Source organism: Plantactinospora sp. DSM 117369, from assembly GCF_053764795.1.
In genome coordinates, this window is record NZ_CM132446.1 from 4002904 (window position 1) to 4026637 (window position 23734).

At 69.8% G+C, this 23734-nt stretch carries 22 protein-coding genes; 10 read left to right on the forward strand and 12 right to left on the reverse strand.

Translation table 11 applies throughout. The features are described 5' to 3' along the window. Positions 1 to 133: 133 nt before the first annotated feature. Positions 134 to 2467: a serine/threonine-protein kinase gene (locus tag ACSMXO_RS17405; protein ID WP_455418555.1), complete on the forward strand. Its 2334-nt coding sequence runs from the start codon at positions 134 to 136 to the stop codon at positions 2465 to 2467. A gap of 85 nt (positions 2468 to 2552) precedes the next feature. On the opposite strand, the gene ACSMXO_RS17410 is transcribed toward ACSMXO_RS17405, so the two are convergent. Together ACSMXO_RS17410 and ACSMXO_RS17415 are read right to left on the reverse strand one after the other, a co-directional pair. Next, on the reverse strand, positions 2553 to 3062 hold the full coding sequence (locus ACSMXO_RS17410; protein ID WP_455418556.1) for a DinB family protein: 510 nt from the start codon (positions 3060 to 3062) through the stop codon (positions 2553 to 2555). 33 nt (positions 3063 to 3095) lie between these two features. Further along, positions 3096 to 3746 carry a class I SAM-dependent methyltransferase gene (locus tag ACSMXO_RS17415; RefSeq protein WP_455418557.1) on the reverse strand — a complete coding sequence of 217 codons (651 nt, stop codon included), beginning with the start codon at positions 3744 to 3746 and terminating at the stop codon, positions 3096 to 3098. 226 nt (positions 3747 to 3972) lie between these two features. Between ACSMXO_RS17415 and ACSMXO_RS17420 the strand changes: the two genes are divergently transcribed. Then, on the forward strand, positions 3973 to 4551 hold the full coding sequence (locus ACSMXO_RS17420; protein WP_455418558.1) for a helix-turn-helix domain-containing protein: 579 nt from the start codon (positions 3973 to 3975) through the stop codon (positions 4549 to 4551). A 184-nt stretch (positions 4552 to 4735) separates the two neighbouring features. Here ACSMXO_RS17420 and ACSMXO_RS17425 read toward each other — a convergent pair whose 3' ends face one another. Further along, a complete protein-coding gene (locus tag ACSMXO_RS17425) occupies positions 4736 to 5320 on the reverse strand; it encodes a TetR/AcrR family transcriptional regulator (protein ID WP_455418559.1) in 585 nt (194 codons plus the stop codon). A gap of 108 nt (positions 5321 to 5428) precedes the next feature. On the opposite strand from ACSMXO_RS17425, the gene ACSMXO_RS17430 reads away from it, so the two are divergent. From ACSMXO_RS17430 to ACSMXO_RS17440, 3 genes are all read left to right on the forward strand, one after another. Next, entirely contained in the window at positions 5429 to 5587 is a 159-nt protein-coding gene (locus ACSMXO_RS17430; RefSeq protein WP_455418560.1) for an NmrA family NAD(P)-binding protein, read from the forward strand. A 16-nt stretch (positions 5588 to 5603) separates the two neighbouring features. After that, on the forward strand, positions 5604 to 6323 hold the full coding sequence (locus ACSMXO_RS17435) for an NmrA family NAD(P)-binding protein (protein WP_455418561.1): 720 nt from the start codon (positions 5604 to 5606) through the stop codon (positions 6321 to 6323). Between the two features lie 332 nt (positions 6324 to 6655). Further along, positions 6656 to 7570 carry an alcohol dehydrogenase catalytic domain-containing protein gene (locus ACSMXO_RS17440; RefSeq protein ID WP_455418562.1) on the forward strand — a complete coding sequence of 305 codons (915 nt, stop codon included), beginning with the start codon at positions 6656 to 6658 and terminating at the stop codon, positions 7568 to 7570. Positions 7571 to 7601: 31 nt separating this feature from the next. Here the strand turns inward: ACSMXO_RS17440 and ACSMXO_RS17445 are convergent, their stop codons facing one another. Both ACSMXO_RS17445 and ACSMXO_RS17450 read right to left on the reverse strand, forming a co-directional pair. Beyond that, positions 7602 to 8156 (reverse strand): flavoprotein, encoded by a 555-nt coding sequence (locus ACSMXO_RS17445; RefSeq protein ID WP_455418563.1) that lies wholly within the window; start codon positions 8154 to 8156, stop codon positions 7602 to 7604. Positions 8157 to 8756: 600 nt separating this feature from the next. Further along, positions 8757 to 9476 (reverse strand): hypothetical protein, encoded by a 720-nt coding sequence (locus tag ACSMXO_RS17450; RefSeq protein WP_455418564.1) that lies wholly within the window; start codon positions 9474 to 9476, stop codon positions 8757 to 8759. 569 nt (positions 9477 to 10045) lie between these two features. Here ACSMXO_RS17450 and ACSMXO_RS17455 point away from each other — a divergent pair. Continuing rightward, positions 10046 to 11659, forward strand: a complete 1614-nt coding sequence (locus ACSMXO_RS17455; protein WP_455418565.1) for an FAD-binding oxidoreductase — start codon at positions 10046 to 10048, stop codon at positions 11657 to 11659. 67 nt (positions 11660 to 11726) lie between these two features. On the opposite strand, the gene ACSMXO_RS17460 is transcribed toward ACSMXO_RS17455, so the two are convergent. Further along, positions 11727 to 14864 (reverse strand): AfsR/SARP family transcriptional regulator, encoded by a 3138-nt coding sequence (locus ACSMXO_RS17460; RefSeq protein WP_455418566.1) that lies wholly within the window; start codon positions 14862 to 14864, stop codon positions 11727 to 11729. A gap of 123 nt (positions 14865 to 14987) precedes the next feature. Here ACSMXO_RS17460 and ACSMXO_RS17465 point away from each other — a divergent pair, with 123 nt between their 5' ends. Beyond that, positions 14988 to 15659: an AfsR/SARP family transcriptional regulator gene (locus tag ACSMXO_RS17465; RefSeq protein WP_455418567.1), complete on the forward strand. Its 672-nt coding sequence runs from the start codon at positions 14988 to 14990 to the stop codon at positions 15657 to 15659. Positions 15660 to 15760: 101 nt separating this feature from the next. Here the strand turns inward: ACSMXO_RS17465 and ACSMXO_RS17470 are convergent, their stop codons facing one another. Both ACSMXO_RS17470 and ACSMXO_RS17475 read right to left on the reverse strand, forming a co-directional pair. Then, positions 15761 to 16279 (reverse strand): hypothetical protein, encoded by a 519-nt coding sequence (locus tag ACSMXO_RS17470; RefSeq protein ID WP_455418568.1) that lies wholly within the window; start codon positions 16277 to 16279, stop codon positions 15761 to 15763. 70 nt (positions 16280 to 16349) lie between these two features. Continuing rightward, complete coding sequence (locus tag ACSMXO_RS17475; RefSeq protein WP_455418569.1) at positions 16350 to 17243, reverse strand: sulfotransferase domain-containing protein; 894 nt, start codon at positions 17241 to 17243, stop codon at positions 16350 to 16352. Between the two features lie 476 nt (positions 17244 to 17719). On the opposite strand from ACSMXO_RS17475, the gene ACSMXO_RS17480 reads away from it, so the two are divergent. After that, positions 17720 to 18118 carry a nuclear transport factor 2 family protein gene (locus tag ACSMXO_RS17480; protein ID WP_455418570.1) on the forward strand — a complete coding sequence of 133 codons (399 nt, stop codon included), beginning with the start codon at positions 17720 to 17722 and terminating at the stop codon, positions 18116 to 18118. 109 nt (positions 18119 to 18227) lie between these two features. Here the strand turns inward: ACSMXO_RS17480 and ACSMXO_RS17485 are convergent, their stop codons facing one another. Next, the gene (locus tag ACSMXO_RS17485; RefSeq protein ID WP_455418571.1) at positions 18228 to 19268 is read right to left on the reverse strand and encodes a 1-aminocyclopropane-1-carboxylate deaminase; all 1041 of its coding nucleotides are present in this window, start codon (positions 19266 to 19268) and stop codon (positions 18228 to 18230) included. A gap of 2 nt (positions 19269 to 19270) precedes the next feature. Continuing rightward, positions 19271 to 19921, reverse strand: a complete 651-nt coding sequence (locus ACSMXO_RS17490) for a GntR family transcriptional regulator (protein ID WP_346260208.1) — start codon at positions 19919 to 19921, stop codon at positions 19271 to 19273. A gap of 265 nt (positions 19922 to 20186) precedes the next feature. Between ACSMXO_RS17490 and ACSMXO_RS17495 the strand changes: the two genes are divergently transcribed. Beyond that, positions 20187 to 21218, forward strand: coding sequence for a lytic polysaccharide monooxygenase auxiliary activity family 9 protein (locus ACSMXO_RS17495; protein ID WP_455418572.1), 1032 nt, complete (start codon positions 20187 to 20189; stop codon positions 21216 to 21218). Positions 21219 to 21355: 137 nt separating this feature from the next. On the opposite strand, the gene rpsD is transcribed toward ACSMXO_RS17495, so the two are convergent. Further along, on the reverse strand, positions 21356 to 21964 hold the full coding sequence (gene rpsD, locus ACSMXO_RS17500) for a 30S ribosomal protein S4 (protein ID WP_346260210.1): 609 nt from the start codon (positions 21962 to 21964) through the stop codon (positions 21356 to 21358). 49 nt (positions 21965 to 22013) lie between these two features. Between rpsD and ACSMXO_RS17505 the strand changes: the two genes are divergently transcribed. Beyond that, entirely contained in the window at positions 22014 to 22757 is a 744-nt protein-coding gene (locus ACSMXO_RS17505) for a DUF2470 domain-containing protein (RefSeq protein WP_455418573.1), read from the forward strand. Here the strand turns inward: ACSMXO_RS17505 and ACSMXO_RS17510 are convergent. Beyond that, positions 22750 to 23676 carry an SDR family NAD(P)-dependent oxidoreductase gene (locus ACSMXO_RS17510; protein ID WP_455418574.1) on the reverse strand — a complete coding sequence of 309 codons (927 nt, stop codon included), beginning with the start codon at positions 23674 to 23676 and terminating at the stop codon, positions 22750 to 22752. The genes ACSMXO_RS17505 and ACSMXO_RS17510 overlap by 8 nt on opposite strands. Positions 23677 to 23734 lie beyond the last annotated feature (58 nt).

The following is a 23734-nucleotide window of genomic DNA, read 5'->3' on the forward strand; positions in this document are numbered from 1 at the left end:
GTGATCTTGCGGTGGTGCGTGTCGGGTCGTCGGGTTGGCACACCCGGCAGAGTACGGAGGCTCACTCTGCCGGGCGAGGTTGTGGGTTACCGTCGGGACGCTCGGGCGAGCGGTTCCCCCGAAGGGAGGGTCTGTGACGCTGGAACAGGGGTCGGTCTTCGCCGGGTACTCCGTCGAGCGGCTCATCGGGTCAGGTGGCACGGGCGAGGTGTACGCGGCGCGGCACCCACGGCTGTCGCGCAGCGATGCGCTCAAGGTTCTGGCTGCGGACCGCGATGGTGGGTCCGGTTACCGGCAGCGGTTCGAGCAGACGGTGGACGCGGTCGCCCGACTGCGGCATCCGAACATCGTGGCAGTCCACGACCGTGGTGAGTTCGACGGGCGACTGTGGCTCGCGATGGATCTCGTCGACGGCCCATCGCTGGCGGAGACACTCCGCGGTTCGCCTGCGGGACTTCCCGCCGCGCAGGTCAGCCACGCCGCCGTGGCGGTGGCCGGCGCGCTGGACTACGCCCACGGTTGCGGTGTGCTCCATCGGGACGTCAAACCCGCCAATATGCTGACCAGCTCCCAGGGGCAGGTCGCGCTGACCGATTTCGGTATCTCGCGGTTGGCGCATGACGAGGCGAGCCCGGCGGGCGCCGGGGTGACGCTCGATACGGTGCGCTACTCCTCTCCCGAGCAGCTTCAGGGCGGCCACCTCGACGGGCGCGCTGACCAGTACTCCCTGGCGTGTACGGTGTTCCGCCTGCTCACCGGTCACGATCCGTACGAGAACGCCAATCCGGTGGCCGTCATCGCCGCACATCTGGGACAGCCGGTGCCGTCCGTTCGACAGTTTCATCCGCACCTGGCTCCCGGGGTCGACGCGGTCCTCGGGCGGGCCATGGCCAAAGACCCGCGGCATCGCTACTCGTCCTGCGGCGAGTTCGCCAACGCACTCTCGGCGAGCCTCGCCACCAGCATTCCCGCCCCCGCGGTGACCACGCGACAACGACCGGCCGAACCGGTGCCGGCCGCGCCCCCACCCGTGCCCGCCTACCAACCGGGTCAGCCGGTCCCGCCGAGTTCTCCGGGACGTACCCGGTGGGCAATCATCGCCGCGGCGCTGGTGGCTTGCGTTGTCCTGGTGGTGGCGGGGGTGTTTGTCGTCACCAGGCTGACCGGCCCGAAGGACCTGGTGGCATGGGACGACACCCTGTATCCACAGGAGATCCCGTCGATCTTCCGCGTGTCGTTGCGCGACGAACTCCTTGATTTGGGGTTCCGCCCGCCGAAGCCGGTGTGGACGACCCCGATCAGGGGTGGCAACACCAACGTCGTCGGCGGCGACTCCGCCATCGTCATGCTCCAGTTCGGCACGTACCTGCTCGGCCTCGACATGCGTACGGGTGCGCAACGCTGGCCCTACATCGATCTGCATGACGCCGCCGCGTCGTGTGCTGTCCGGGAGAACCGGATCGGGTGTGTGGCGCCCGCCGGCAGCGGGTCGGACTCCACGGTCTTCATCCTCGACACCGGCAGTGGCAAGATCCTGAAAACCGTGAAGGTGCCCAACAAGGAGCTGCATTCGATAGAGGTAGCCGGCGATCGCTTCGTCGCCACGACGGGAGGGCTCGACCAGAAGGGCGGGTTTGCCGTCGGATACACCACCGAAGGCGACCAGGTCTGGACACGCGAGGGGCACGACGACATGTACGTGGCGGCCAGCCAGAGGATACTGGTCGACACCGCCTACGACGCCGACGAGGTCGTGTTCGTCAGCACGACGGATGGCCGTGAGGTGCTTCGGTCCACTCGGGTCAGCGAGAGACGCGATCTGAACTGGAACATCTTTCGGGGTGGCATCGCGATCCAGAATCAGGACTGGACCGGTACGGACATCTACGATCTGGACGGGGAGAAGCAGTCGTCCGTGGCGGGCTGGGAGCCGGCGCGTTACCAGAACCGCTATGCGCCGATCTCGCCGCTGCCACTGCTCGCCCGGCTCGGCGAGAGGGCTCCGCACTACCCGGACGAGCATACGCTCGCCGGAGCAAATCCAAAGACCGGACACCTGCTGTGGCGGATATCCGGGCCGGAGTTGTCGACGCAGATCGCGACGGTGGGCGAACACCTCATCGTGGAGGTCGCCGACCCGGACACGCCTCGTGACTCCACGGGCCTTCCGGAGCCGACCGGCGCGCAATTCGTCCGCGTGTACAACTGCATTACCGGCGAACCCATGTCGTCGCCGATCGACATGACGAGGAACACCGCGGTGGAGCCGTATTGGATCGAGTCGGACGGCTTACGGCTCGTCTACACCTATATCGAAGACAAACCGCAATTACCGTATCTCACGGTCGGATACGACATAGCGTCCGGGAAGAAGGCCTGGGAGTTGCCGCTGAAGGAGCGCCCCGAATACATCGGTGGCGGTATCGTCGCCGCCAGCGGCGCCGAGGCCGTCAGTCTCTTCAGGTGACGTCCAGGGCCCTGGCCGAGGCGGTACCGAGGTCAGCGGCAACGGTCGTTCGATAGCCAGGTGTGGCCGGGACCGCCGTATGCGGTCAGCGACCGGTGGAGCCGTCGAGCTGTTCGCGGAGGATGTCGGCGTGGCCGGCGTGCCGCCCGGTTTCTTCGATCATGTGTGTCAGGACCCACCGCATCGACGGCGCGAATCCGCGACCGGGAGGCCGGGGCGCAGGGAGCGTCAGGTCCGCGCAGGTTTCGATGGTCTTGTTCGCGCGTTCGATGGTTCTCCGGTATTCGGCGACCAGGCCGTCGACCGTCTCGTCGGGGGTGGGTTGCATGGTGCGGCGCAGGTTGCCGATCGGTTCGGCGAGGAAATAGAACCGCTCGACGCAGGTCAGATGCTTGATCAGCCCGAGGAGGTTGGTGCCGGAGGGTACGCCGCTGGTGCGGACCTGTGGTTCGGGTACGTCGGCGACCTTGTCCACGATCGCGTTTCGCAGATAGTTGAGGAATCCCAGCAGGGTGGCCTTCTCGTCGGCGCCGGTCGATGGCGGGCCGGTGTCCTTCGCCCGTGGCCTGCGTCTGTGCGGTCGGTCGGTCGGCATCGAGTTTCTCCGGTGTGTGCTTCGGTGGGTGTTTCATTCGCCGGTGCGTTGGATGAGCAGGACGTTGTCGGTGACTGTGGCGGTCTGGCCGCCGGGGCCGGTGGCCCGGCGTCGTGGCATGTCGGCGCGCAGGACGGGCCACTGCTCGGGGTCGAGATCGAGATCGGCGGCGACCTCACCGGGGGTGGGGTAGTGAGCGTGGGGGTCTTGGTTCCACGACCAGGGCGCGGTGGAGCCGTGGTCGACGATCAGGAACAGACCGCCGGGGCGCAGGGCACGCGTGGCGGTGCGCAGTATCCGGCTGCGGTCCAGCGGGAAGGGGGTGTGGAAGTACTGCGCGGAGATGAGGTCGAACGTTCCGGTCGGGAAGCTTCGGGTCAGCTCGTGCTGTTCGGCGGTGACGTACCTGCCGATGCCGAGCTGGTCGGCGCGGGCACGTACCTGTTCGACGGCGGTGTGGGAGATGTCCACGGCGGTGACCTGCCAGCCGTGCTGGGCGAGCCATATGGTGTCGCCGCCGGCGCCGCAGCCCAGATCCAGGGCTGCGCCGGGGCGTAGTGGTGCGGCGGTCTCGACGAGCAGGGGGTTGGCGCGTCCGCCCCAGGTCCGCCGGCTGCGGTAGTGCTTCTCCCAGAACGACTCGGCTTCGGTCTGCGGCTGCCGGTCGGGTTCGCGCGCGGTCACCGGGTTCCTCCGTCAGGGAGGAAGCCCAGCAGTCGAGCGGTGCCGAACGCCGGGGGCAGCCAGTGGCCGGACGCGGATACTTCGACGGCTCGCACGATGCGCAACCACTGTGATCCGGTCATCGACATTCCGGTTGTTGTGACCATCGGCTTGTCACCTCCGCGACCAGCGTTGCCGCAGCCTTCCGGAGTTGCAAGAAAAGTTGCGGATCCGCATCATGGGTTCCGTGGGGAGAGCGGAAGAAGACGTACTCGCCGGAGTCGGGCCGCGGCTGCATGCGCTGCGCCGGGCGCGGGGCGCCACGTTGGCGGACCTGGCCACCGAGACCGGTCTGACGGCCAGCACCCTGTCGCGGCTCGAGAACGGCAAACTCCGCCCCACCCTGGAGCAGCTACTCCCGCTGGCCCGGGCGCACGGCGTCCCGCTCGACGATCTGGTCGCGGCACCGCCCACCGGCGACCCCCGCATCCACCTGCGGCCCGTGCGCCGGTCCGGGTTGACCGTGGTACCCCTGACCAGGCGGGCCGGGGGCATCCAGGCGTACAAGGTGATCTATCCGCCCGCCGGTCGAGCCCCCACGATGAACCTACAGACCCACGACGGGTACGAATGGTTCTACGTCCTCAACGGGCATGTCCGGTTCGTGCTCGACGAACAGGAATTCCACCTCGGCCCCGGCGAAGCCGCCGAATTCGACACCCGAACACCCCACTGGATCGGCAGCGCCGACACCCAACCCGCAGAACTGCTCACCCTCTTCGGCCCACAAGGCGAACGCGCCCACCTGTCACCACACAAGCAATAGCCCGCTGGGACGCGACGCGATCATCCCGGGTAGTCCGTTACGTCGCGCCGATGCGGCGAGTGGCCGTACCGTCCCAAACAGGTCGTGATCGACTCGTGGCGCCGGACGTCGCCCGTCGGGCGACGCTGTCCACCGCAGCTGCGATCTGCCAACCGGACAACACCGTGTGATGACTCGCACTCCGTCACTGGCTACGGCCGGCAAGCCCGTACATCGTCGTGGCGAGCAGCCGGGCGGCCAGGTCGGGGGCGTCGACTGACCGTTCGGCCGCCCACGCAAGTCCGAGGGCGAGCGCGATGACCTCGCTGACGGTCACATCGGATCGGACCGAGCCGGCTGCTTGCGCACGTTCCAGCAGCCGCCCGCCCGCCAAGCGCATCTGGGCGCAGGAGGCATGCAGGCCCGATTCCTCGTTCGCCAGGGCATTCATGATCGACTCCGGCAGGCCCTGATACGTGGCCGATCCGGCAACCAGTTCTTTGAGCCACGTCAGGAGTGCGTCGCCCGGCGCGGGTGAGGCGAGCAGGCCGTTGGCTCGAGCGTGCAGTGCGTCGAAGTTCTCGTTCAGCAGGGCTTCGAGCAGTGCCTCACGAGTGTGGAAGTGGCGATAGAGCGTCCCGATGCCCACACCCGCGCGACGGGCTATGTCACGCAGCGAAGCGTCCGTGCCGTGCTCGGCGATGACCTCCCTCGCCGCAGCCAGGAGCAGGTCACGGTTTCTGCGTGCATCGGCACGAGTCGTCTGCGACAAGATCAGCACCTCACTCAAAGCGGAGCAGCGCTCCTTGACGATCGGAGCAGTGCTCCGTATAGTCGGTATCCTACCGGAGCGGTGCTCCGGTAGCGAGTGAGTCATCGTCCTGTTTCTGGAAGAGTCATGAACCCCACAAGAAAAATTGTCCTCGTCACCGGGGCCACCGGTCAGCAGGGCGGCACCACCGCCCGGCACCTCCGCGCTGGCGGATGGCGGGTGAGAGCGCTGGTGCGCGATCCGGCCAGCTCGGCCGCCCAGGAGGCTGGCCGGGATCGGTGCTGAGCTGGTTCGCGGCGACATGGACGACCGCAAGTCCCTGGATGCCGCTGTCCGCGACGTGTACGGAGTGTTCAGCGTCCAGCCTGCCCTCATCCCGCCGGATTTCGCCGAGAACGAGCTGCAGCGGGGGCTGAATGTCGCAGAAGCCGCCCATCAAGCGGGCGTGCAGCACCTCGTCTACTCGTCCGTGGGCAGCGCCGACCGGGACACCGGCATCCCGCACTGGGACATCAAGTGGCAGATCGAGCAGCACATCCGCGCTCAGGGTGTTCCCGCCACGATTCTCCGTCCGGTCATGTTCATGGAAAATCATGCCGACCCGACGTACGGCCTGACCGGGGAGCATGCGCTCATCCGGGCGATCCCTTCCAACGCCACCGTTCAGCTCATCGCCCTCAGCGACATCGGCGCGTTCGCCGCCCTCGCCTTCGGCGACCCTGAGCGCTACCTGGGCAAGGCGATCGAGCTGGCCGGTGACGAGCTGACCGTCGATCAGATGGTGAGTGCCATCAGCCGGGCAACCGGCCGTACGGTGCCGCTTTTCCCCAGTCACAGGGAGCCTGCCGCCCAGACCGGAGTCGCCGGTGAAGCAGCGGAGAAATTCTCCTACTGCGGCTGGCAGGCGGACATCCCGGCTCTGCGGGCACAGCATCCGGCCCTGATGGACTTCGAGACCTGGCTGGCACGGGAAGGCAAATCCATGATCGAGGCACTGCTCGACCGCACGGAAACCCGCTGAACGCCACCGTAGGCCGCAGAACGGCGACTCACAGCAAATCCTCGCCGACCGTGTTCTAGGACACCTGTGGCTCTGGCACCCGACGCCGGGGACGAGCGTTCCGCACCGGCGGCGGGGCATCGCTCTGCAAGTTCCCGACTCACGCAATGAACCTTTTTCAACCTGGACCGTGTGGCGCTTACGCACCGCGTCCGACCTTGCGGTCCGTCGGACCGCAAGGGGAGGTTGAAAAAGGTTCAATGGCCGCACCATTCGGGGCTCAGGTCCAGTCTCCGTACCGGATCCGCTCGGCGGCACCACCTCGTAAACCAATGACAGGAAGGACAGGAAGCATGCGCGCGATCATTGTCGCCCGGCCAGGAGAGGCAAATGGGTTCGGAGTAGAGCACCTTCCCGATCCCGAACCTGCCGCCGGGCAGGTCCGGATCAGGATGGCGGGGGCCGCAGTCAACCCGGCCGACCTTCATGTCATCGACGGCTGGGGCGGCGAGGTGACGCGAGTTTCCCCTGAGCATCGCCTGGGGGTGGGATTGGACGTGGCAGGCGTCGTCGACATGACAGCTCCTGACGTCCACGATCTCTCCGTCGGCACGCCCGTGGCGGCCTTGACTTTTCCACATGCCTCCCACTCCGCCGCCGGAGCAGCAGCCGAGTACGTGATCGTGCCGGCGGTGGACGCGGCACCAGTGCCCGACGGGGTCGATCTGCTGGACGCAGCCACGGTTCCACTCAATTCGCTGACCGCCGGCCAGCTTCTTGCCCGGGTCGGCCCCTCCCGCGGCAGGCGCCTGCTGGTCACGGGCGCGGCCGGAGGAGTCGGCGGTTATGCGGTCGCCCTCGCGGCACTTGCCGGCTGGGCTGTCACGGGCCTGGCCCGCAGCTCCGACGCTGATTTCCTGACTCGGGCCGGGGCGGCGGAGACGATCACCAGCCTCGAGGGAGCCGCAGGCTTCGACGCGGTGCTGGATGCTGCCCGGCTGAATGATGCGGCCCTACGAGCTGTCCGTGACAACGGAATCTACGTAGGAGTCTTTCCCGGTCTCGAGCCGAAGCCCGAGCGCGGCATCACCATCACCAGCGGAGTCGTGGTCCCCGACGGTCATCGGCTGCGCGAGATCCTGGCTCTGACCGCCCAGGGACGACTCGAGGCCCGCCGCGCCGGCGCTGTGCCGCTGGAGAAAGCTGCGCAGGCTTACCAAGCTCTCCGCGATGGCGGACAGCGCGGCCGGTGGGTGCTGACCCCGTGACATCCCTACCATCGTGCTGCGGGCGGCGCCCTTACTGGATCGTCAAATCCCGAGCTGCCGCCTGCAAGGCACCCCAGGGAAAGAGCTCGGCGGATGTCGGGCCCTGATTGGGCGAGGGCAGTGGGTACAGGTCGGGGTCCAGCAGGATCCTGACGCCCCACGAGCGCAGCCGGGCCACCGCCTCTACGAAGGCTGGGTGCCTTGCGAGGGCGGTGTTTGCCGTGGGAACGGCGATGATCGGGACGCCGAGGCCGATCGCCTCGTTAAGGAGGCCCAGAGCCAAGGTGTCGCTGCTGCCGTATGCCAACTTGTTTATGGTGTTGAAGGTGGCCGGAGCAATGACCATGGCGTCAGCAGGTGGCAGGACATCGGGCTCGTCTGGTTGCTTGTGGTCGAATCGAACGGGGTGACCGGTCTGCGCGGCCAACGCGCTGGTGTTCATGAACTTCAGCGCTGACGGCGTGGCGATGACACATACATCCCAGTCCAGATCCTGGCAGTGTGTGATGAAGGGGGCGAGGTCGCCTGCTGGCCGACCCCCGCAGGCGATGACATACAGCACTGGCTTGCCTGCCACATCGACCACCAATCTTCCTATTCCCTAACGGCTGTCCGTGTGATCAGGCCGCGTATGCCCGCGCTGGAACCCTATGTCGACCTGAACCGCGCGGCGGGTGCGCCCCGACATCCACCTGTGGCCACGACAGACCGCGAGGGGAGGTCGAGAAAGGTTCCGTCGACAGGGCTCGGAACGTCGGGAGCGCACAGATGTCGGCGGTTGCGGGAGCCGCCCGGAGGGCGGGGCGGGGCGGTGGTGCGCCTGGGGAGCTGGTGGGCGTACCCGGATCGGATGGTGGTCCGGCGGCGGGTGCGGTCTATCCGAGGTTGACCTCGGCGGAGATCCGGTCCGTACGATCCGGGCGGGGTCCGTGGCGGCGCGGGCTGACCCGGACGAGGTGTACGGGTTGCTGGCCCGGCCGGCCGACGAGGTCGACCTGACCGGCCACCGGATCGGCCACCACCAGCCGTTCGCGTTCGGCGAGTGGTGCTGTTCGTGCTGCACCACCGCGTCAAGCGGGACGCCGGCAACGACGAGCCCGCCGCCGGCACCTGGCCGGGGGCGGGCTCGCGGCGTGTGTCGGCTCCGGGTCAGCCGTGGGTACGGCACTGTTCGGGAGAGGAAGCCTCAGGAGAGGAAGGAACCGTACCGGCCGTTGAGGATCCTGTCCTTCTGCGCCTGGCTGAAGTGGGTGTTCGGGTAGTTGTAGAAGGACGCCGACATCGGTGTGCCGTCGGTGTAGGTGGAGTCCGGCAGGCCCAGGGCGTGGCCGAGTTCGTGCACCATGCCGCCGTACCAGCGATTCATGTTTCCGTTGATGCCCGCCGCGCCGTCCGCGTCGTGGCCGCTGAGGATGACCCAGCCGTTGCCGCCGCCGCCTCCGGCGCCCTCGCCCTCCGCGCTGATCTCGCCGACGTTGATCCAGCGGCTGTCCGGTGCGCCCAGGCCGAACTTGCGCCTGAGTTCGGCCTGCATGTTGCACACGGTCCACCAGTACTTGTCCCCGCACGCCGGAGTGTTCTCGTACCACGTGCGTAGCTGGTCTCCGTCGACGACCTCCACGACCGGGTCGTTCAGCCGGAACGTCCGGCCCAGCTCCTGCCGGTAGTACCGTTGCGCCTCGCGCATCACGTGCGCGATGCCGTCCGGGTAGCGCTGGTCGTACGCCACGTCGGCGGGCTTGAGCCAGAAGACCCGTACGGTCCCGTTCGGCGGGGCGGCGGAGGCGGCCGGCGGGGCGACGGTGGCCCCGGTGAGGACCGTCGCGACCAGCACGCCCATCGCCATGCCGGCGCGCCAGCCACGCCATCTCGACCGTGTCGGTGGCCGCTTCAGTTCGGTTCTCATTCCTCGTCCTTCCGTTGGCCAGGGCCGGAGCCGGTGGAGGCGGGCGGTGGAACGTGCGCCGCACAGCGCAGCCGACCCTCCGGCATCGTGGGGACCCCGTCGGCCGGCGCCGGTAGCGAAACGGTCCAAGTAGGACGGTCACCGATCGCGTCGTCCGGGCGGCGAGAGCGGCGTCGGCATTCCGGCCGCAGGGTCACTTGGTCTCACCGCCCACCCTGCCGGACGAAAACCTTTTCGGCAACACTTCGACAAAGATCTATGTGAGGAAATCCTCTGGAACATGCGATCTCTCCATGGCGGGGCCTGCGGGTCCACCGAAGGGATCGTTCCGGGCGGCCTCGCCGAAAATGTTTCGGCAACGGATGCCGGGTCGACCGGCGAAGCCGCGGACGGGCACCGGTAGCGGTGGCCGACTGCCGGCCGGGTAGGGCCTGCCCCCTCACGGACGCGGTGGTCAGCAAGATTTCCCGGCCCCGCCAACGCTCCTAGCGTTGTTGGCGACCTCGAACACCGGGGCGTCGACCGCAGTGGAGCGGCGTCGCCAACACCAGAACGGGAGCACCCGCCAGATGGCCGAACACCGCCGTAGAGATCTGCTCCGCGCCACCGCGATCGCCGCGGTCGCCACCGGAGTGGTCGCCCAGCAGGTTCACCGGCCGGCACCCGCCGTCGCCGCTCCGGCCGACGGCTGCCCGCCACCGCTGGGGCCGGTCGCGGTGGGCCCGGACGATCCGCGTTACGCGGATCTGGTCCGCCGGGGCAACCGGCGCTTCGTCGGCGCCCCCGACCAGGTCCGGGTGGTCGGCTCGACCGAACAGGTCCGGGCCGCGGTGCAGGCTGGAGTGCGGGCCGGCCAGCGGATCGCGGTACGCAGCGGCGGGCACTGCTTCGAGGACTTCGTCGACAATCCACAGGTCCGGATGGTCATTGACCTGTCCGGGATGACCGGCGTCTACTACGACCCGCTGCGGTCCGCGTTCGCGGTCGAGGCGGGCGCCACCCTGGGCGAGGTGTATCGCCGCCTCTATCTCGGCTGGGGCGTGACCCTACCCGGCGGTTCGTGCCCCGGAGTAGGCGCCGGTGGGCATGTCGCCGGAGGCGGGTACGGGCCGCTGTCCCGGCTGCACGGCCTGGTCGTCGACCACCTCTACGCCGTCGAGGTCGTCACGGTGGACCAGTCGGGTACGGCCCGTACCGTGGTCGCCACCCGTGACCGGGACGACCCCAACCGGGAACTGTGGTGGGCGCACACCGGTGGCGGGGGCGGCAACTTCGGAGTCGTCACCCGGTACTGGTTCCGCTCGCCCGGGGCGACCGGCGACGACCCGAGCCGGCTGCTGCCCCGGCCGCCCGCATCCGTGCTGACCTTCACGGTCCAGTGGCCGTGGCAGGGCATGGACGAGCGGGGATTCGCCAGACTGGTGCGCAACTTCGGCGACTGGTGCACGCGGCACCGTACTCCCGGCACCCCGCAGGCCCGGCTGTACGGCGAACTGTTGCTGTCCCGCCGGCCGGCCGGCAACCACACGCTGATCGGCCAGGTCGCCGGCGGCGCCGACGGCGCCCGGTTGCTGGACGAGCACGTCGCCGTGCTGGGCGCGGGGGTCGGCGTCGCGCCGGTCCGTAGCCAGGAGGTCCTGCCGTGGCTGGCCACGGCGCTGAGGGGCAACGGCGACGACGGCAAGCAGTGGCGGCTCAAGACCAAGGCGGGCTACCTCCGCCGGGGGCTCACCGACCGGCAGATCGCCGCCGCATACCATCACCTGACCCGGGCCGACTACGACAACCCGGTCGGGTCGCTGAGTCTCAACACCTACGGCGGGCAGATCAACACCGTACCGCCGGCGGCGACCGCCACCGCGCAGCGCGACTCGGTGATCAAGCTGTTCTACCTCGCGGGCTGGGCCGATCCGGCCGAGGATGCCCGGCACCTGGCGTGGATCCGCGAGTTCTACCGCGACGTGTACGCGGACACCGGCGGAGTGCCGGTGCCGGGTGACGTCAACGACGGCTCCTACATCAACTATCCGGACGTCGACCTCGCCGACCCGGCCTGGAACACCTCCGGCGTGCCGTGGCACTCGCTGTACTACGGGGCCAACTATCCCCGGCTGCAACGGGCGAAGGCGCGCTGGGATCCCCAGGACGTGTTCCGGCACGGCCTCTCCGTCCAACCAGGCTGACCACCCCCCCCGCCGCCCCTGCTCGACGCCGGGACCGGAAGCCACGGGTACATCAGGACGGCGGGGACTACGGGTGGCCCGTCGGCAGACCGGCCCCGGGGCTGCCACGGTCGAGCTTGCCGCGGACCGTCTCGGCCTCGGGGCGGCCCAGCCGGTCGAGGATGGCCAGCGCCGCCCGCCAGGCCAGGCGGGCATCGGGTACGGCCCCGGCGGCGTACTGCGCGTCGCCGAGGCGATGCAGGGATTCCGCCTCCTGGGTCCACTGTCCGAGTTCCCGGCACAGCTCGACCGCCTGCCGCAGGTAGCCGATCGCCGAAACGTGGTCGCCGAGCAGGTGGTGGGCGTAGCCGAGGCTGTCCAGGGCGCTGGCCTCGCCGCCCCGGTTGCCGTTCTTCCGGTGCAGCAGGAGGGCCTGTTCGCAGTGCTCGATCGCCTCCTCGTACCGGCCGAGCAACGCCTGGCACCAGCCGACCGAGTTGAGCGCGCTGGCCTGGCCATCCAGGTGCCCCACCTGCTGGAAGAGCTGCAACGCCCGCAGATCGCTGCGAAGCGCGCCGGCCGGGTCGCCCTGCCGTTCGGCCAGCCAGCCCAGGCTGCGGTGGGTGAACGCCTCGCCGACCGTGTCACCGAGTTCGCCGAAGAGATCCAGCGCGCGCCGGTACGCCACCCGCGCGTCGTCGTGGCGCTGCAACCGCACGTACGCGGCACCGAGGAGGCGGTGGGCGTGCGCCTGGGCGGACCGGTCACCGAGGCGGTCGAGCGCCGGCAGCACCCGCCCGACGCTGGCCAACCAGTCGTCCCAGTGCCCCCGGTGGTCGAAGAAGTTCACCAGGGTCCAGGCGAGTTGCCAGGCGGGCGCGTCGAATCCGGTGTCGACCGCCCGCGCGACCACGTCCAGCAGTACGGCGTGCTCGGCGGCGAACCAGGCCAGCGCCGAGTGCTGGTCGGCGAGCTGCTCGGGGACCACCCCGGCGCGGGGCGGCGCGACGGCGATCGGGTCCCGCTGCGGCCAAATCAGCCGGTCGGCGGCGCGGGCCGTGTGCAGGTAGTGGTCGAGCAGTCGGCGTTCGGCGGCCTGTCGTTCGTGCTCCGGGTCCTCGCTGGCCAGCTCGATGGCGTACGCCCGCAACAGATCGTGCCAGGCGTACCGGCCGGGTGACACCTCGGCGACCAGGTGCGCGGCGGCCAGCTCGGTGAGGACCGGGCGGAGCCGGTCGGCCGGCTCGGCGGCGAGGCTGGCCGCCGCCGGCACGGTGATGCTGGGGCCGGGCGGCAGGGCGAGCAGCCGGAACAGTCGAGCCGCCGCCGGGCTGAGGGTGTGGTAGGACCAGGAGAAGACGGTACGGATGTTGGTGGCCGGGGTGGCAGCGCGGAACCCGTCCAGGCCATGGTCGGCCTGGCGTAGCTCGTCGGCGAACGATTCGAGCGGGAAGCGCGGGTTGCCGGCCGCCCGGGCGGCCACGATCGCCAGTGCCAGCGGGAGCCGGCTGCACCGGCTGACGATTTCCGCCACCGCCTCCGGTTCGTCGGCCACCCTCTCGTCGCCGAGGCGGCGGGCCAGCAACTGCCGGGCCTCCGTCTCGGAGAGCAGATCCAGGCCGAGCGGATGCGCTCCCTCGGTGGTGACCAGGTCGGCGAGCTGGTTGCGGCTGGTGACGAGTACGGCGCAGCCCGGCGATCCGACCAGTAGCGGGCGTACCTGGTCGGCGTCGCGGGCGTTGTCCAGCACCACCAGCACCCGCCGGCCGGCCAGCCTCGCCCGGTACAGGCCGGCCTGGGCCGCCTCGGTGACGGGGTACTGCTGCTGGGGTATCCCGAGCGCGTCGAGGAAACCCCGGATCGCCTCACCGGGGCCGAGCGCCGGGCCGGTCTGGTCGAAACCGCGCAGGTTGACGTACAGCTGGCCGTCGGGAAACCGGTCCGCCACCGCGTGCCCGGCCCGGATCGCCAGGCTGGACTTGCCCACCCCCGGCGGCCCGGTGATCACCATCGTCTCGGCCCGGTCGGCCAGGTCGTCGAGCCGCCGCCGGATGTCGGCCAACTCCGCCGCGCGGCCGACAAAGCGTGCCGGATCCGGCGGCAGCAGGTGCGGCGCGACCGGCCCGGCGGGGATCGGCTCGCCGGTGCCGGTGCCGGTGCCGGTGCCGTTGGCGTTGGCGTTGGCGTTGGCGGTGGGGGTGCCGGTGGCGGTGGCGGTGGGGGTGCCGGTGGCGGTGGCGGTGGGGGTGGGGGTGCCGTTGGCGGTGGGGGTGGCGGTGGCGCTTGTGGCGGTGGAGCTGGCGGTGCTGGTCGCGGGTTGGGTTGGGTCGGTCGGAGGGCGGGTGGTGGCGGCGGGCATGGGTCCGGGGACGGCTTCGCCCGGCCCGGCCGTGACGGCGCCGGTCGCTCGGGGCGGCGGACCGTGCAGCGGGACGTCGCGACGCAGGATCCGGCGCTGCAACTCCTGGAGGTCGGGGGTGTCGATGCCTCGCTGGCGCAGCAGGACCTGGCCGGCCCGGCAGAGCTGGGCGGCCTCGTCCACCCGTTGCTCGGCATAGAGGGCGACGGCGAGGAGCCGGCGCAGCCCCTCGTCGTACGGCTCCTCGGCCACCACACCGGAGAGCGCGATGATCACCTCGCTGTACCGGCCGAGCGAGGCGAGCGCCTCGGCATGGGCGAGCCGGGCCGAGCGGTGCAGCGCGGTGAGCCGGGCCGTCTCGTTCAGTGCGAACGGGCGGTCGGCCACGTCGGCGAAGGCCGGTCCACGCCAGAGTCCCAGGGCGTCGTGCAATACGGCGACGGCCTGGCCCGTCTCCTCGGCGTCGAGCGTCTGCAGCAGGCGGCGGGCCCGCGCGTACTCCTGCTCGAACCGGTGTGCGTCGATCTGTTCCGGAGCCAGCTCCAGCCGGTATCCCCGGCCGGAGGGGTTACCGGCGCCACTGATGAGGTCGGCGGCGCCGGGGGAGTCCGGTTGCAGCGCCCGGCGCAGGTGCGACACGTGACTGCGCAGCGTGGCGGGGCCGCCGGGCGGGACCGCATCGCCCCAGAGCAGTTCCACCATCCGGCTGGCCGGCACGCACGTACCCCGGTTGACCAGCAGGATCGACAGCACCTCGACCTGTCGCGGGCCCAATCGGACCGGGACGCCGGCGCGGAGCACCTGCACCGGCCCCAGCACCGAAACCATCAGCATTCCGACCTCGCACTTCGACGGTTTCGCAGCCACGGCAGTGGAAGATGTTGATGTTACCCGGGGGGCTCTCCACGTTCCTTCCACGCTTCCTCCACCGCGGCCATGTGATCCTGAGTAGACGGTGCTCCACGGCAACCGGGGGAGGGAGCGGTCGCGATGGAACTCGCGGTCGGACCGTTGGGGCCGTTGGACATCCGTCAGGACGGGGAGCCGGTCGCGGCGCCGGTCGGCAACCGGTGCCGGATCCTCGTCCTGATGCTGCTCGACGGCGGCGCCGTGTCGCGCAGCAGGATGGCGGCCGAACTGTGGGGACCGGAGGCGCCCCGGTCGGCCCCGGCCAACCTGCGCAGCTACCTGTCCGGGTTGCGGGCATGGCTGGCCGACCGCGCCGACCTGATACGTGACGGCTCCGGATGGCAGCTCGTCCCGCCGTCCCGGGTGCGGCTCACCGTCGATGTGGAGGAGTACGCGGACGTGCTGGTCAAGCGCGGGGAGTACGAAGCGGCCCAGGCGATGCTGCACGAGTTTCTCGGCGACCATCCGCATCGGGAGCGGGCCTGGGGACAGCTCATGGTGGCCTGCTACCGCAGCGGAGACCTGGCGGGGGCGCTCGACGCGTACCGGAGGGCCCGGGTCGCGCTGATCACCGGGTACGGGATCGAGCCGGGCGCCGAACTGGCCACCCTGCACCGCGCGATCCTGCAACGGAAGCTACCCGTCGAGGTGACCGGGTATCCGCCGGAGGCGCTGCCGCACCGGCACCTGCTGCGCCCGCCGGCCCGGATCGTACGCCGGCCGGAGGCCGCCGGGTTCGCCGAGCGGGGGTGACCCAGCCGGGCCCGGTACGCCGGACCGAGCCGACAGAGCGGGTGCCGCGCGCCCGGCCGCCCCGCCGCTTCCTGGGCGGCAGCGGGCACGACAGCCGCCGGTCAGGTCCCGCCACCCGGGTGCGGTGCGCTCGGACGACCGCCGCGGCCCCGGGGCGTCTCGGGCACCCAGGGCGGCTCGTCGGGCAGGGTCACGGTGAAGCTGATCCAACCGTGCTCCCATTGACGGGCACCCGCACCGCCCAAGCGCCCGATCAGGGCCCTGGCCCAACTGCCGGTCGGAGTGGCGGGCAGCTCGTCCACGGGGACACCATCGACGTCCGCCGGCCGGTCCTCGAAGCGGGGAACCGTCGGGCGTCTGCCATGCGGCGGGTGCGGTTGTGCGTCACTGCCAACCGCGACGAAGACCACCGGGCGCACCTTGGCCCCGAAGCTGTCGGACCAGACCGACTGGGACGCCGTCACGACGAGGCGGGTCAGTTGCTCGCCGTCGTCCCAGCCGATCATGAATTGCCACTCGAAGACGCCGTCGAACGCCCGAGGGCCCGTGCGATCGGACTGAGCCTCGAACATCTCGCGGATCACGTTCCGCAGGAATGACGCCGCCCTCTCCGGGAGCACGGGCTACCCCTCTCCGTGTCGAACTCAGCCGGTAGCGAACCCACCCGTCGACATCGCCTGAGCCGAACGGTCAGGAGTCCTGGCCGAGCCGCGCGCCTGGAGACGGTTCGTACGGGGGGTACCCGAGAACCTCGACGAGGTCACCCACCTCCGCGGCGAAGGCCTCGTAGACGTCGTCGTCGAAGTGATTACGCCAATCGCCGGACTTTCCCTTGCGGTAGTGGGAAACCGACCCGGGTGCCTCGACGCGACGCCGCATGGTCGAGAAGCTGTATCGGGACACCAGGGCGGCGAGCTCGGACGGCGGGATGGGAATCCCGCAGTGGCGCATCAGCCGACCCACTTCCTCCAGCTGCTGTTCCCCGGTCAAGTCCTCGTACCGGAACAGGCCGATGGCTTCCGTCTTCGGAGCGGTCGCCCACGACCGAAGCGACCGGAAGGTGCCCTTCGCGGCGAGATGATCGATCACATGAAGCAGGCCCTCCTTGAACGGCTTCTCCTGCAGCACTTTCCGCACCTGCAAAACGTCGCCCATGGCGGTGTGCGAACTCCGATAGGAGAAGTAACCCGAAACGACGATGTCGCGCGGGTCGCGGAGGACGAAGAACGCCCGATAGGGGTCGGGCTTGGGAAGGTTCATGAAGCCTTTGTAGGAGATGAAGAGGGACGAGACCACGCGGTTGGGCGGCAGGGCCTCCGGGTAACGCCACTTGTAGGGGCGCGGATCGTAGGGGAGTAGTCCGGAATAGCGGTAGACGACGGGATCGCTGAACAAAGCTTTGACCCACTGGCTCGCCGTCTTGCGGATCGTGCAGTGGTAGATGTTTCCAAATTCGCTTCGCGACTCTACCGGAACCGAGATTCGCAGTCTGGTGTTGTGGGTCTCAGACATCACTCGTCGCGCCACTACACGCAGTGAGTTGGGCGTGTGGTGCTTGGTGAACGTAACGGCGCGTTTCATCATCGGCAAATCCTCTCCGTACCTGGGCGATGGGGGAACGCGGCAGGACAGTCGGGGACACCTATTGGGGTGGTCCGGGGTCGGGGCACGATCCAGCCTACGAGGCTACATCGAATGACGTTCGGGCCGCGTACCGGCCGGATGTCGATCGGCTCCGCGCGCTCGGCAGGCGCCCTCATCGGGCAACAGCGGCAGTGCGATCCTGGTTGGATGGTCGCCTGGCTGCCCGTACCGCTCGACGCCGGTCGGGTGGTTCTCCGCCGGACCGCTCCGGAAGATCTGGCCGGGCTGGTCGGGCTCTTCTCGGACGGCGAGGTTCGCCGTTTCCTCGGCGGGGCGCTCGATCAGGCGAGCGCAGCGGCGGTGCGCCGGTGCGGCCTGGCTCGGCCGGGAGCAGTGGGGACGGTGGATCCAGCTCGGAATGGTCGTACGCGCGTGCTACAAACCGGCGCAGCAGTTCTCACGGGAGGGGACCGACCATGAACGTGCGCGACGCCGCCAAACGGTGGGCGACCGTCTGGGCCCAGGGCTGGCCGGCGAAGGATGTCGACGGGATCGTCGGTCTACAGGCCGAGGACGGCGAACACTGGGCGTCGATGTTCCGTCCCTACCGTGGCCGTGCCGGACTACGCAGCTACGTCCAGGAGTGCTTCGACGAGGAGACCCGGCCGGCCGAGGTCTGGTTCGGTGAACCGCGGGTCGACGGCGATCTGGCGTCCGTGGAGTACTGGGCGGTGACCTATCCGGACGGTGAGCCACTCACCATTTCCGGCTGCACCCTGCTGCGCTTCGACGAAGCGGGCCTGGTCGCCGAAGCCCGCGACTACTCGCACGTCAAGCAGGGACGCCTACTCCCGCCCGAGGGCCTGTTCGGGTAGGTCCCACCGGGCGCCAGCCGCCGGAGACCTGCCCGATCGACGTCCGCCCTTCGGCTGGGGTGCTGTGGCGACGTCAGGCGGTCGGCGGGCGGGTGTGGGGAAGGCGACGTCAGGCGGTCGGCGGGCGGGTGTGGGTGAACAGGCCGCTGTAGGCGTTCAGCGCAGGCTGGCCGCCCAGGTGGGCATAGAGGACGGTGGCCTGCTCCGGGATTTCGCCGCTGGTGACGAGGTCGATCAAACCGGCCATCGACTTGCCCTCGTAGACGGGGTCGATGATCATGCCCTCGAGGCGGCCGGTCAGCAGGATCGCCTCCAGGGTCGACTCCACCGGGATCCCGTACCGGTCGCCGGCCCATCCGGCCAGGACTGTGATCTCGTCGTCGCGTAGCGGCCGGGCGACGCCGATCAGTTCGGCCGTGGCTGTGGCGATCCGGGTGACCTGGGCGCGGGTCTCCTCGATTTTCGCGCTTGCGTCGATCCCGATGACCCGGCGTCGCCGACCACCGGCCTCCTCCAGGGCGGCGAACCCGGCGATCATGCCAGCCTGGGTCGAGCCGGTGACCGAGCAGACCACGACGGTGTCGAAGAAGACCCCAAGTTCGCGTTCCTGCTGCTCGACCTCGTACGCCCAGTTCGCGAATCCGAGGCCGCCGAGCCGGTGGTCGGAGGCGCCCGCCGGAATCGGGTACGGCGTACCGGCACGTTTCCGCACGTCCTCGATGGCGCGGATCCACGAGTCCTTGAACCCGATGCCGAATCCGGCCGGGTCGAGCCGGACCTCGGCGCCCATGATGCGGCTCAGCATGATGTTGCCGACCCGGTCGCTGACGCTGTCGGGCCAGTCGACCCAGTTCTCCTGCACCAGCACCGCCTTCAGACCCAGCGAGGCGGCGACGGCGGCGACCTGGCGCGTGTGGTTGGACTGGTATCCGCCGATCGACACCAGCGTGTCGGCGCCCTGCGCCAGTATGTCCGGGACGAGGTACTCCAGCTTGCGGGTCTTGTTGCCGCCGTAGGCGAGTCCCGCGTTGCAATCCTCCCGCTTGGCCCAGATCGAGGCGCCGCCGAGGTGGGCGGTCAGTCGCGGCAGCGGGTGGACCGGGCTCGGCCCGAAGGTCAGCCGGTGGCGTGGGAAGTCGGAGAGGGCCACGATCACTCCTCGGCGGTCGGTAGGGTGCGCCAGGTGTCGAAGGCGACCGCTGCCGCCCGGTCCGCGTCCCCGGCGGCGCAGAGCCGGATCAGCTCGTCGTGCCGGGCCAGCGAGGCGCGTCCGGCCAGCGAGGAGAAGCGCAGCCGTTCGGCTCGCCGCAGCACCGGGGTGAACTGTTCGAGGACTGCGGCCAGCGCCCGGTTCGCGGCCACGGTCACCGGGATGGCGTGCAGCTCGTCGTCGGCGCGCAACGCGGCCTCGACGTCGCCCTGCCCTATCGCGGCACCGAACCGGCGGTTCGCCTCCTGCATCGCCTCAAGGTCGGCGTGACTGAGGCTTCCCACCGCCTCCCGTACGGCCAGCTCGTGCATTGCCGCGACCACGTCGCGGGCGTCGCGCACGTCACGCAGGTTCAGCGAGCTCACCGTCGTGGAGCGCCCCGGCCGGGCCACCACCAGACCGGCCTCGGCCAGCCGCAACAACGCCTCTCGGACGGGGGTACGGCTGACGCCGAGCCAGGCCGCCAGCTCCACGTCGCGCAGCTGCTCGCCGGGCGCGAGGCTGCCGTCGACGATGACGTCCCGGAGGCGGTGATAGACGTCGTCGCGTAGCAGGCGTCGGTCGATCGCCGGCGCGTTCTCGGGGACGGGCATGCAATATATTGCACACACCCCAGGTGATCGGGCAAGCCCGCGCGTTCAGTGCACCCACGCCTTGGTGAACTCCAAGAAGAGATTCACATCCCTGGATGTACCTTGTAGGATCATCGCGCGAGCCACCGAGCCACCGAGCCAGCGCAGACAGCACCTCCGTCTTGTCTGCGTTTCCGAGATTCTTCATGTTGGTCGGCGCGTGTTTCCTCGTGGGCCAGGGCATCCCGTCGAGCGACACAGGCGTCGGCGGAATGCTGGAGCACTGATGAAAGCCTCACGAACAGCCCGCCATCTGATATTCGCCGCGGTCGCCGTCCTCGTCACCGGGCTCACGATGGTCGTCGTCAACCAGGCCAGCCCGGCCTCGGCGCACGGGTCGGTCACCAACCCGCCGTCGCGGAACTACGGATGCTGGGAGCGCTGGGGTGACGACCACCTCAACCCCAACATGGCACAGACCGACCCGATGTGTGCCCAGGCCTGGCAGGCGAACCCCAACACGATGTGGAACTGGAACGGCCTGTTCCGGGAGAACGTCGGCGGCAACCACCAGGCCGCCGTCCCGGACGGGCAGCTCTGCAGCGGCGGCCGCACCCAGGGCGGGCTGTACGCCTCGCTGGACGCGGTCGGCGCATGGGTCGCCAAGCCGATGCCGAACAACTTCACGCTGACGCTGACCGACGGGGCCCGGCACGGTGCCGACTACCTGCTGATCTACATCACCAAGCAGGGCTTCGACCCGAGCACCCAGCCGCTCACCTGGGGCAGCCTGGACCTGGTGCTGCGCACCGACAGCTACCCGACCACCGGGCTGTACGAGGCCCAGGTGAACGCGGGCAACCGCACCGGGCGGCACGTCGTCTACACGATCTGGCAGGCGAGCCACCTCGACCAGCCGTACTACCTGTGCAGTGACGTGATCTTCGGCGGTGGCGGCAACCCGACCACCCCGCCGCCGACCACCCCGCCGCCGACCACCCCGCCGCCGGCCGGCAACGGTGCCTGCACCGCGACGTACGCGAAGACGAACGAGTGGGCCGGTGGCTTCGGCGCCCAGGTCACGGTGCGGGCCGGCAACGCCGCGATCTCCGGCTGGACGGTGAGCTGGACCTGGCCCAACAGCCAGAGCATCACCAGTTCGTGGAACGCGTCGATAACCTCGAACGGGTCGTCGGTCACCGCCGCGAACGCCAGTCACAACGGCGCGTTGAGCGCCAACGGCAGCACCAGCTTCGGGTTCAACGGTTCCTGGAGCGGCACGAACACCGCGCCGACCCTGACCTGCACGGCCAGGTAGCAGCAGTCGCGACGGGGATGGCGCCGGTCGGTGCCATCCCCGTCGGGCGTCTTCGCCGCCGGCGGCGGTCCGGCGGGCAGCCGCAGGTCGGGGCGGACCGGTCGACGGGGTCGTGCCGGTCCGGTGGCTCCGGACGGTCAGCGCGAGTAGTACTCGACGATCAGTTGCTCGTCGCAGATGACAGGTATCTCGGCGCGGGCGGGCAGCCGGTTGAGGTGGGCGGTCAGGCCCGACAGGTTGACGTCGAGGTACGGCGCGGGGCGTGCCGGGGCGTGTGCGCCGGCGGCGGCGGCGAGGAACGGCGCCTTGTGGCGGCTGCGTTCGGCGATCACGATGGTGTCGCCGGGCCGCAGCCGGGCCGATGGTCGGTCGACGCGCCGGCCGTTGACCGTGACGTGCTGGTGGGTGACCGTCTGGCGGGCCTGGTAGATGGTGCGGGCGAAGCCGGCCCGCAGGACCAGTGCGTCGAGCCGGGTCTCCAGGTCGATCAGGAGTTCTTCACCGGTCTTGCCGGGTCGGTGCACCGCGCGGTCGAACGCGCGTCGCAACTGCCCCTCGCGCAGGTCGTACTGCGCTTTGAGTCGCTGCTTCTCCAGCAGCCGGACCTTGTAGTCGCTCTCCTTGCGCCGAGCCCGGCCGTGTTGCCCTGGCGGGAAGGGGCGGTTTTCGAAGTAGCGCACGCACTTGGGCGTGAGGGGGATGCCGAGGGCGCGGGAGCGCCTGACCTTCGGGCGTGCCTGGTTCATCCATCACCTCTTGATGTGTAAGGTGAGGCTAACCTAACTGGAGGCGTTCATGTCTGGCAACCAGCTCGCTCCCGTACTGGCCGGCTCCCCGGCCGAACGCCTGCGCTCGCTGCTCGTCGCGGCGAAGTCGCTGAGCCTGCACACGCCCGGACACCGGGCGGACCTGGTCGGCCGGCACCGCCTGCCGGCCGGGCGGTTGATCGTCGAGTTGCCCGCGGTGAGCTGCCTCGCCCGGCACCTGCGGCAGTCGGGCGAGCTGGTGGCACTGGTCGAGGTGACCGATCTGGCGCCCGTCCGGGTGCGTGACCGGGTCCGGGCCCGGGCGACTCTCACCGGCTGGTTGACCGTCGCCGACGGCGTCGCCGACGCCGATGCGGAGCTGCCGGCCGTACTGGAGCTGGCAACGGCCGAACTGGTCACCGCCGGTACCACCGCGTCGATCGATCCGGCGGCGTTCGCCGTCGCCCGCCCGGATCCGCTGGCCGACAGTGAAGCCGAGCTGCTCTGCCACCTCAACGACCACCATCCCGAGACGGTCGCGCGGCTGTCCAGGCTGGTACCGCCGGGCCGGCTCCACGGGGTACGCCAGATCCGTCCGCTGGCGCTGGACCGGTTCGGCATCGTGCTCCGGCTGGAACATCCCAACCATGACTCCGACATCCGGCTCTGCTTTCCGGTGCCGCTGCGCGACGGTGACCACCTGGCGGACGCGGTCCAGGCGATGCTGGACGGCGGCCGCCTCCGGCGGCTCGCCCACCGGGGCGACCGCGATGCTGGCCCGTGGGTCAGCTGACCATCCGGTCGCACAACCGCCACAGTCGATCTGCCTGCTCCGGGTCGATCGCGTGGTGGGCGACGGACGAGGCGAGCTCCGCTTCGTCCGTGGGCTGGACGGTGACCGGCGTGGCCTCCGCACAGTCGTTGAAGTAGCGGCCGGTCACCTGGGACAGCAGCGGTGAGGTGGCGAGCATGACGGAGGTGGCCGCTCCCTGCTGGGGGCTCTTCTGCAGATCGGCGGGAACTCCGAGGTCACCGCCGATGTACTGCTGCAGGCCGGTGGCGATCGCCCCCGGGTTGAGGGCATTGGCCGTTATCCCCAGCCCGACCCAGCGACTGGCCGCACCCACGGCGAAGAGCGCCACGGCGGTCTTCGCCTGCCCGTACGCCAGTTGGGGGTGATACGGGCGGGAGAGGTAGTGGATGTCGGTGAAAACGACGGGGGAGAGGTGGTGGGCACTCGAACTGACCGACACGATCCGGGCGCCTTCGGCCCGGGCCAGAGCGTCACGCAGCCCGACGGCGAGCAGATGGTGGCCCAGGTGGTTGACGGCGAACTGCTCCTCCCAGCCCTGCGCGGTCCGGCGCAGCTCGGGCAGTGCCATCACACCGGCGTTGTTGACCAGGATGTGCAGCGGTCCCTCCCACTCGTCGACGAAGGTCCGGATGGACGAGACATCGGTCAGTTCGAGGCGGGCGACCCGTACCTCGGGGTTTCCGGTCGACCCGACGATGTCGGCCACTGCCTGGCGGGCGTTGTCGTCCCGGGCGGTCACCGTCACCTGCGCGCCCGCGCTGGCCAGTGCCCGCGCCGTCTCCAGACCGATGCCCGAGACGCCTCCGGTGACGATGGCTCGGCGTCCGGACAGGTCGATCCCGTCGATGACCTCCGCGGCGGTGGAGTGCCGCCCGTACGGTGTGACGATCCGTTCCATGATCCGTCTCTCGGTTGGTTCGGTACTGGGAGGGTCCGCCCGGAAACCGCCCGTACCT

Bases quoted from the DNA above. Each gene is read 5' to 3' on its own strand.
- ACSMXO_RS17410 (WP_455418556.1), bottom strand. From the start codon at position 3,062: ATGCCGACCGACCGACCGCACAGACGCAGGCCACGGGCGAAGGACACC.
- ACSMXO_RS17430 (WP_455418560.1), top strand. From the start codon at position 5,429: ATGAACCCCACAAGAAAAATTGTCCTCGTCACCGGGGCCACCGGTCAG.
- ACSMXO_RS17435 (WP_455418561.1), top strand. From the start codon at position 5,604: ATGGACGACCGCAAGTCCCTGGATGCCGCTGTCCGCGACGTGTACGGA.
- ACSMXO_RS17440 (WP_455418562.1), top strand. From the start codon at position 6,656: ATGCGCGCGATCATTGTCGCCCGGCCAGGAGAGGCAAATGGGTTCGGA.
- ACSMXO_RS17450 (WP_455418564.1), bottom strand. From the start codon at position 9,476: ATGAGAACCGAACTGAAGCGGCCACCGACACGGTCGAGATGGCGTGGC.
- ACSMXO_RS17455 (WP_455418565.1), top strand. From the start codon at position 10,046: ATGGCCGAACACCGCCGTAGAGATCTGCTCCGCGCCACCGCGATCGCC.
- ACSMXO_RS17465 (WP_455418567.1), top strand. From the start codon at position 14,988: ATGGAACTCGCGGTCGGACCGTTGGGGCCGTTGGACATCCGTCAGGAC.
- ACSMXO_RS17475 (WP_455418569.1), bottom strand. From the start codon at position 17,243: ATGATGAAACGCGCCGTTACGTTCACCAAGCACCACACGCCCAACTCA.
- ACSMXO_RS17480 (WP_455418570.1), top strand. From the start codon at position 17,720: ATGAACGTGCGCGACGCCGCCAAACGGTGGGCGACCGTCTGGGCCCAG.
- ACSMXO_RS17490 (WP_346260208.1), bottom strand. From the start codon at position 19,921: ATGCCCGTCCCCGAGAACGCGCCGGCGATCGACCGACGCCTGCTACGC.
- ACSMXO_RS17495 (WP_455418572.1), top strand. From the start codon at position 20,187: ATGAAAGCCTCACGAACAGCCCGCCATCTGATATTCGCCGCGGTCGCC.
- rpsD (WP_346260210.1), bottom strand. From the start codon at position 21,964: ATGAACCAGGCACGCCCGAAGGTCAGGCGCTCCCGCGCCCTCGGCATC.
- ACSMXO_RS17505 (WP_455418573.1), top strand. From the start codon at position 22,014: ATGTCTGGCAACCAGCTCGCTCCCGTACTGGCCGGCTCCCCGGCCGAA.
- ACSMXO_RS17510 (WP_455418574.1), bottom strand. From the start codon at position 23,676: ATGGAACGGATCGTCACACCGTACGGGCGGCACTCCACCGCCGCGGAG.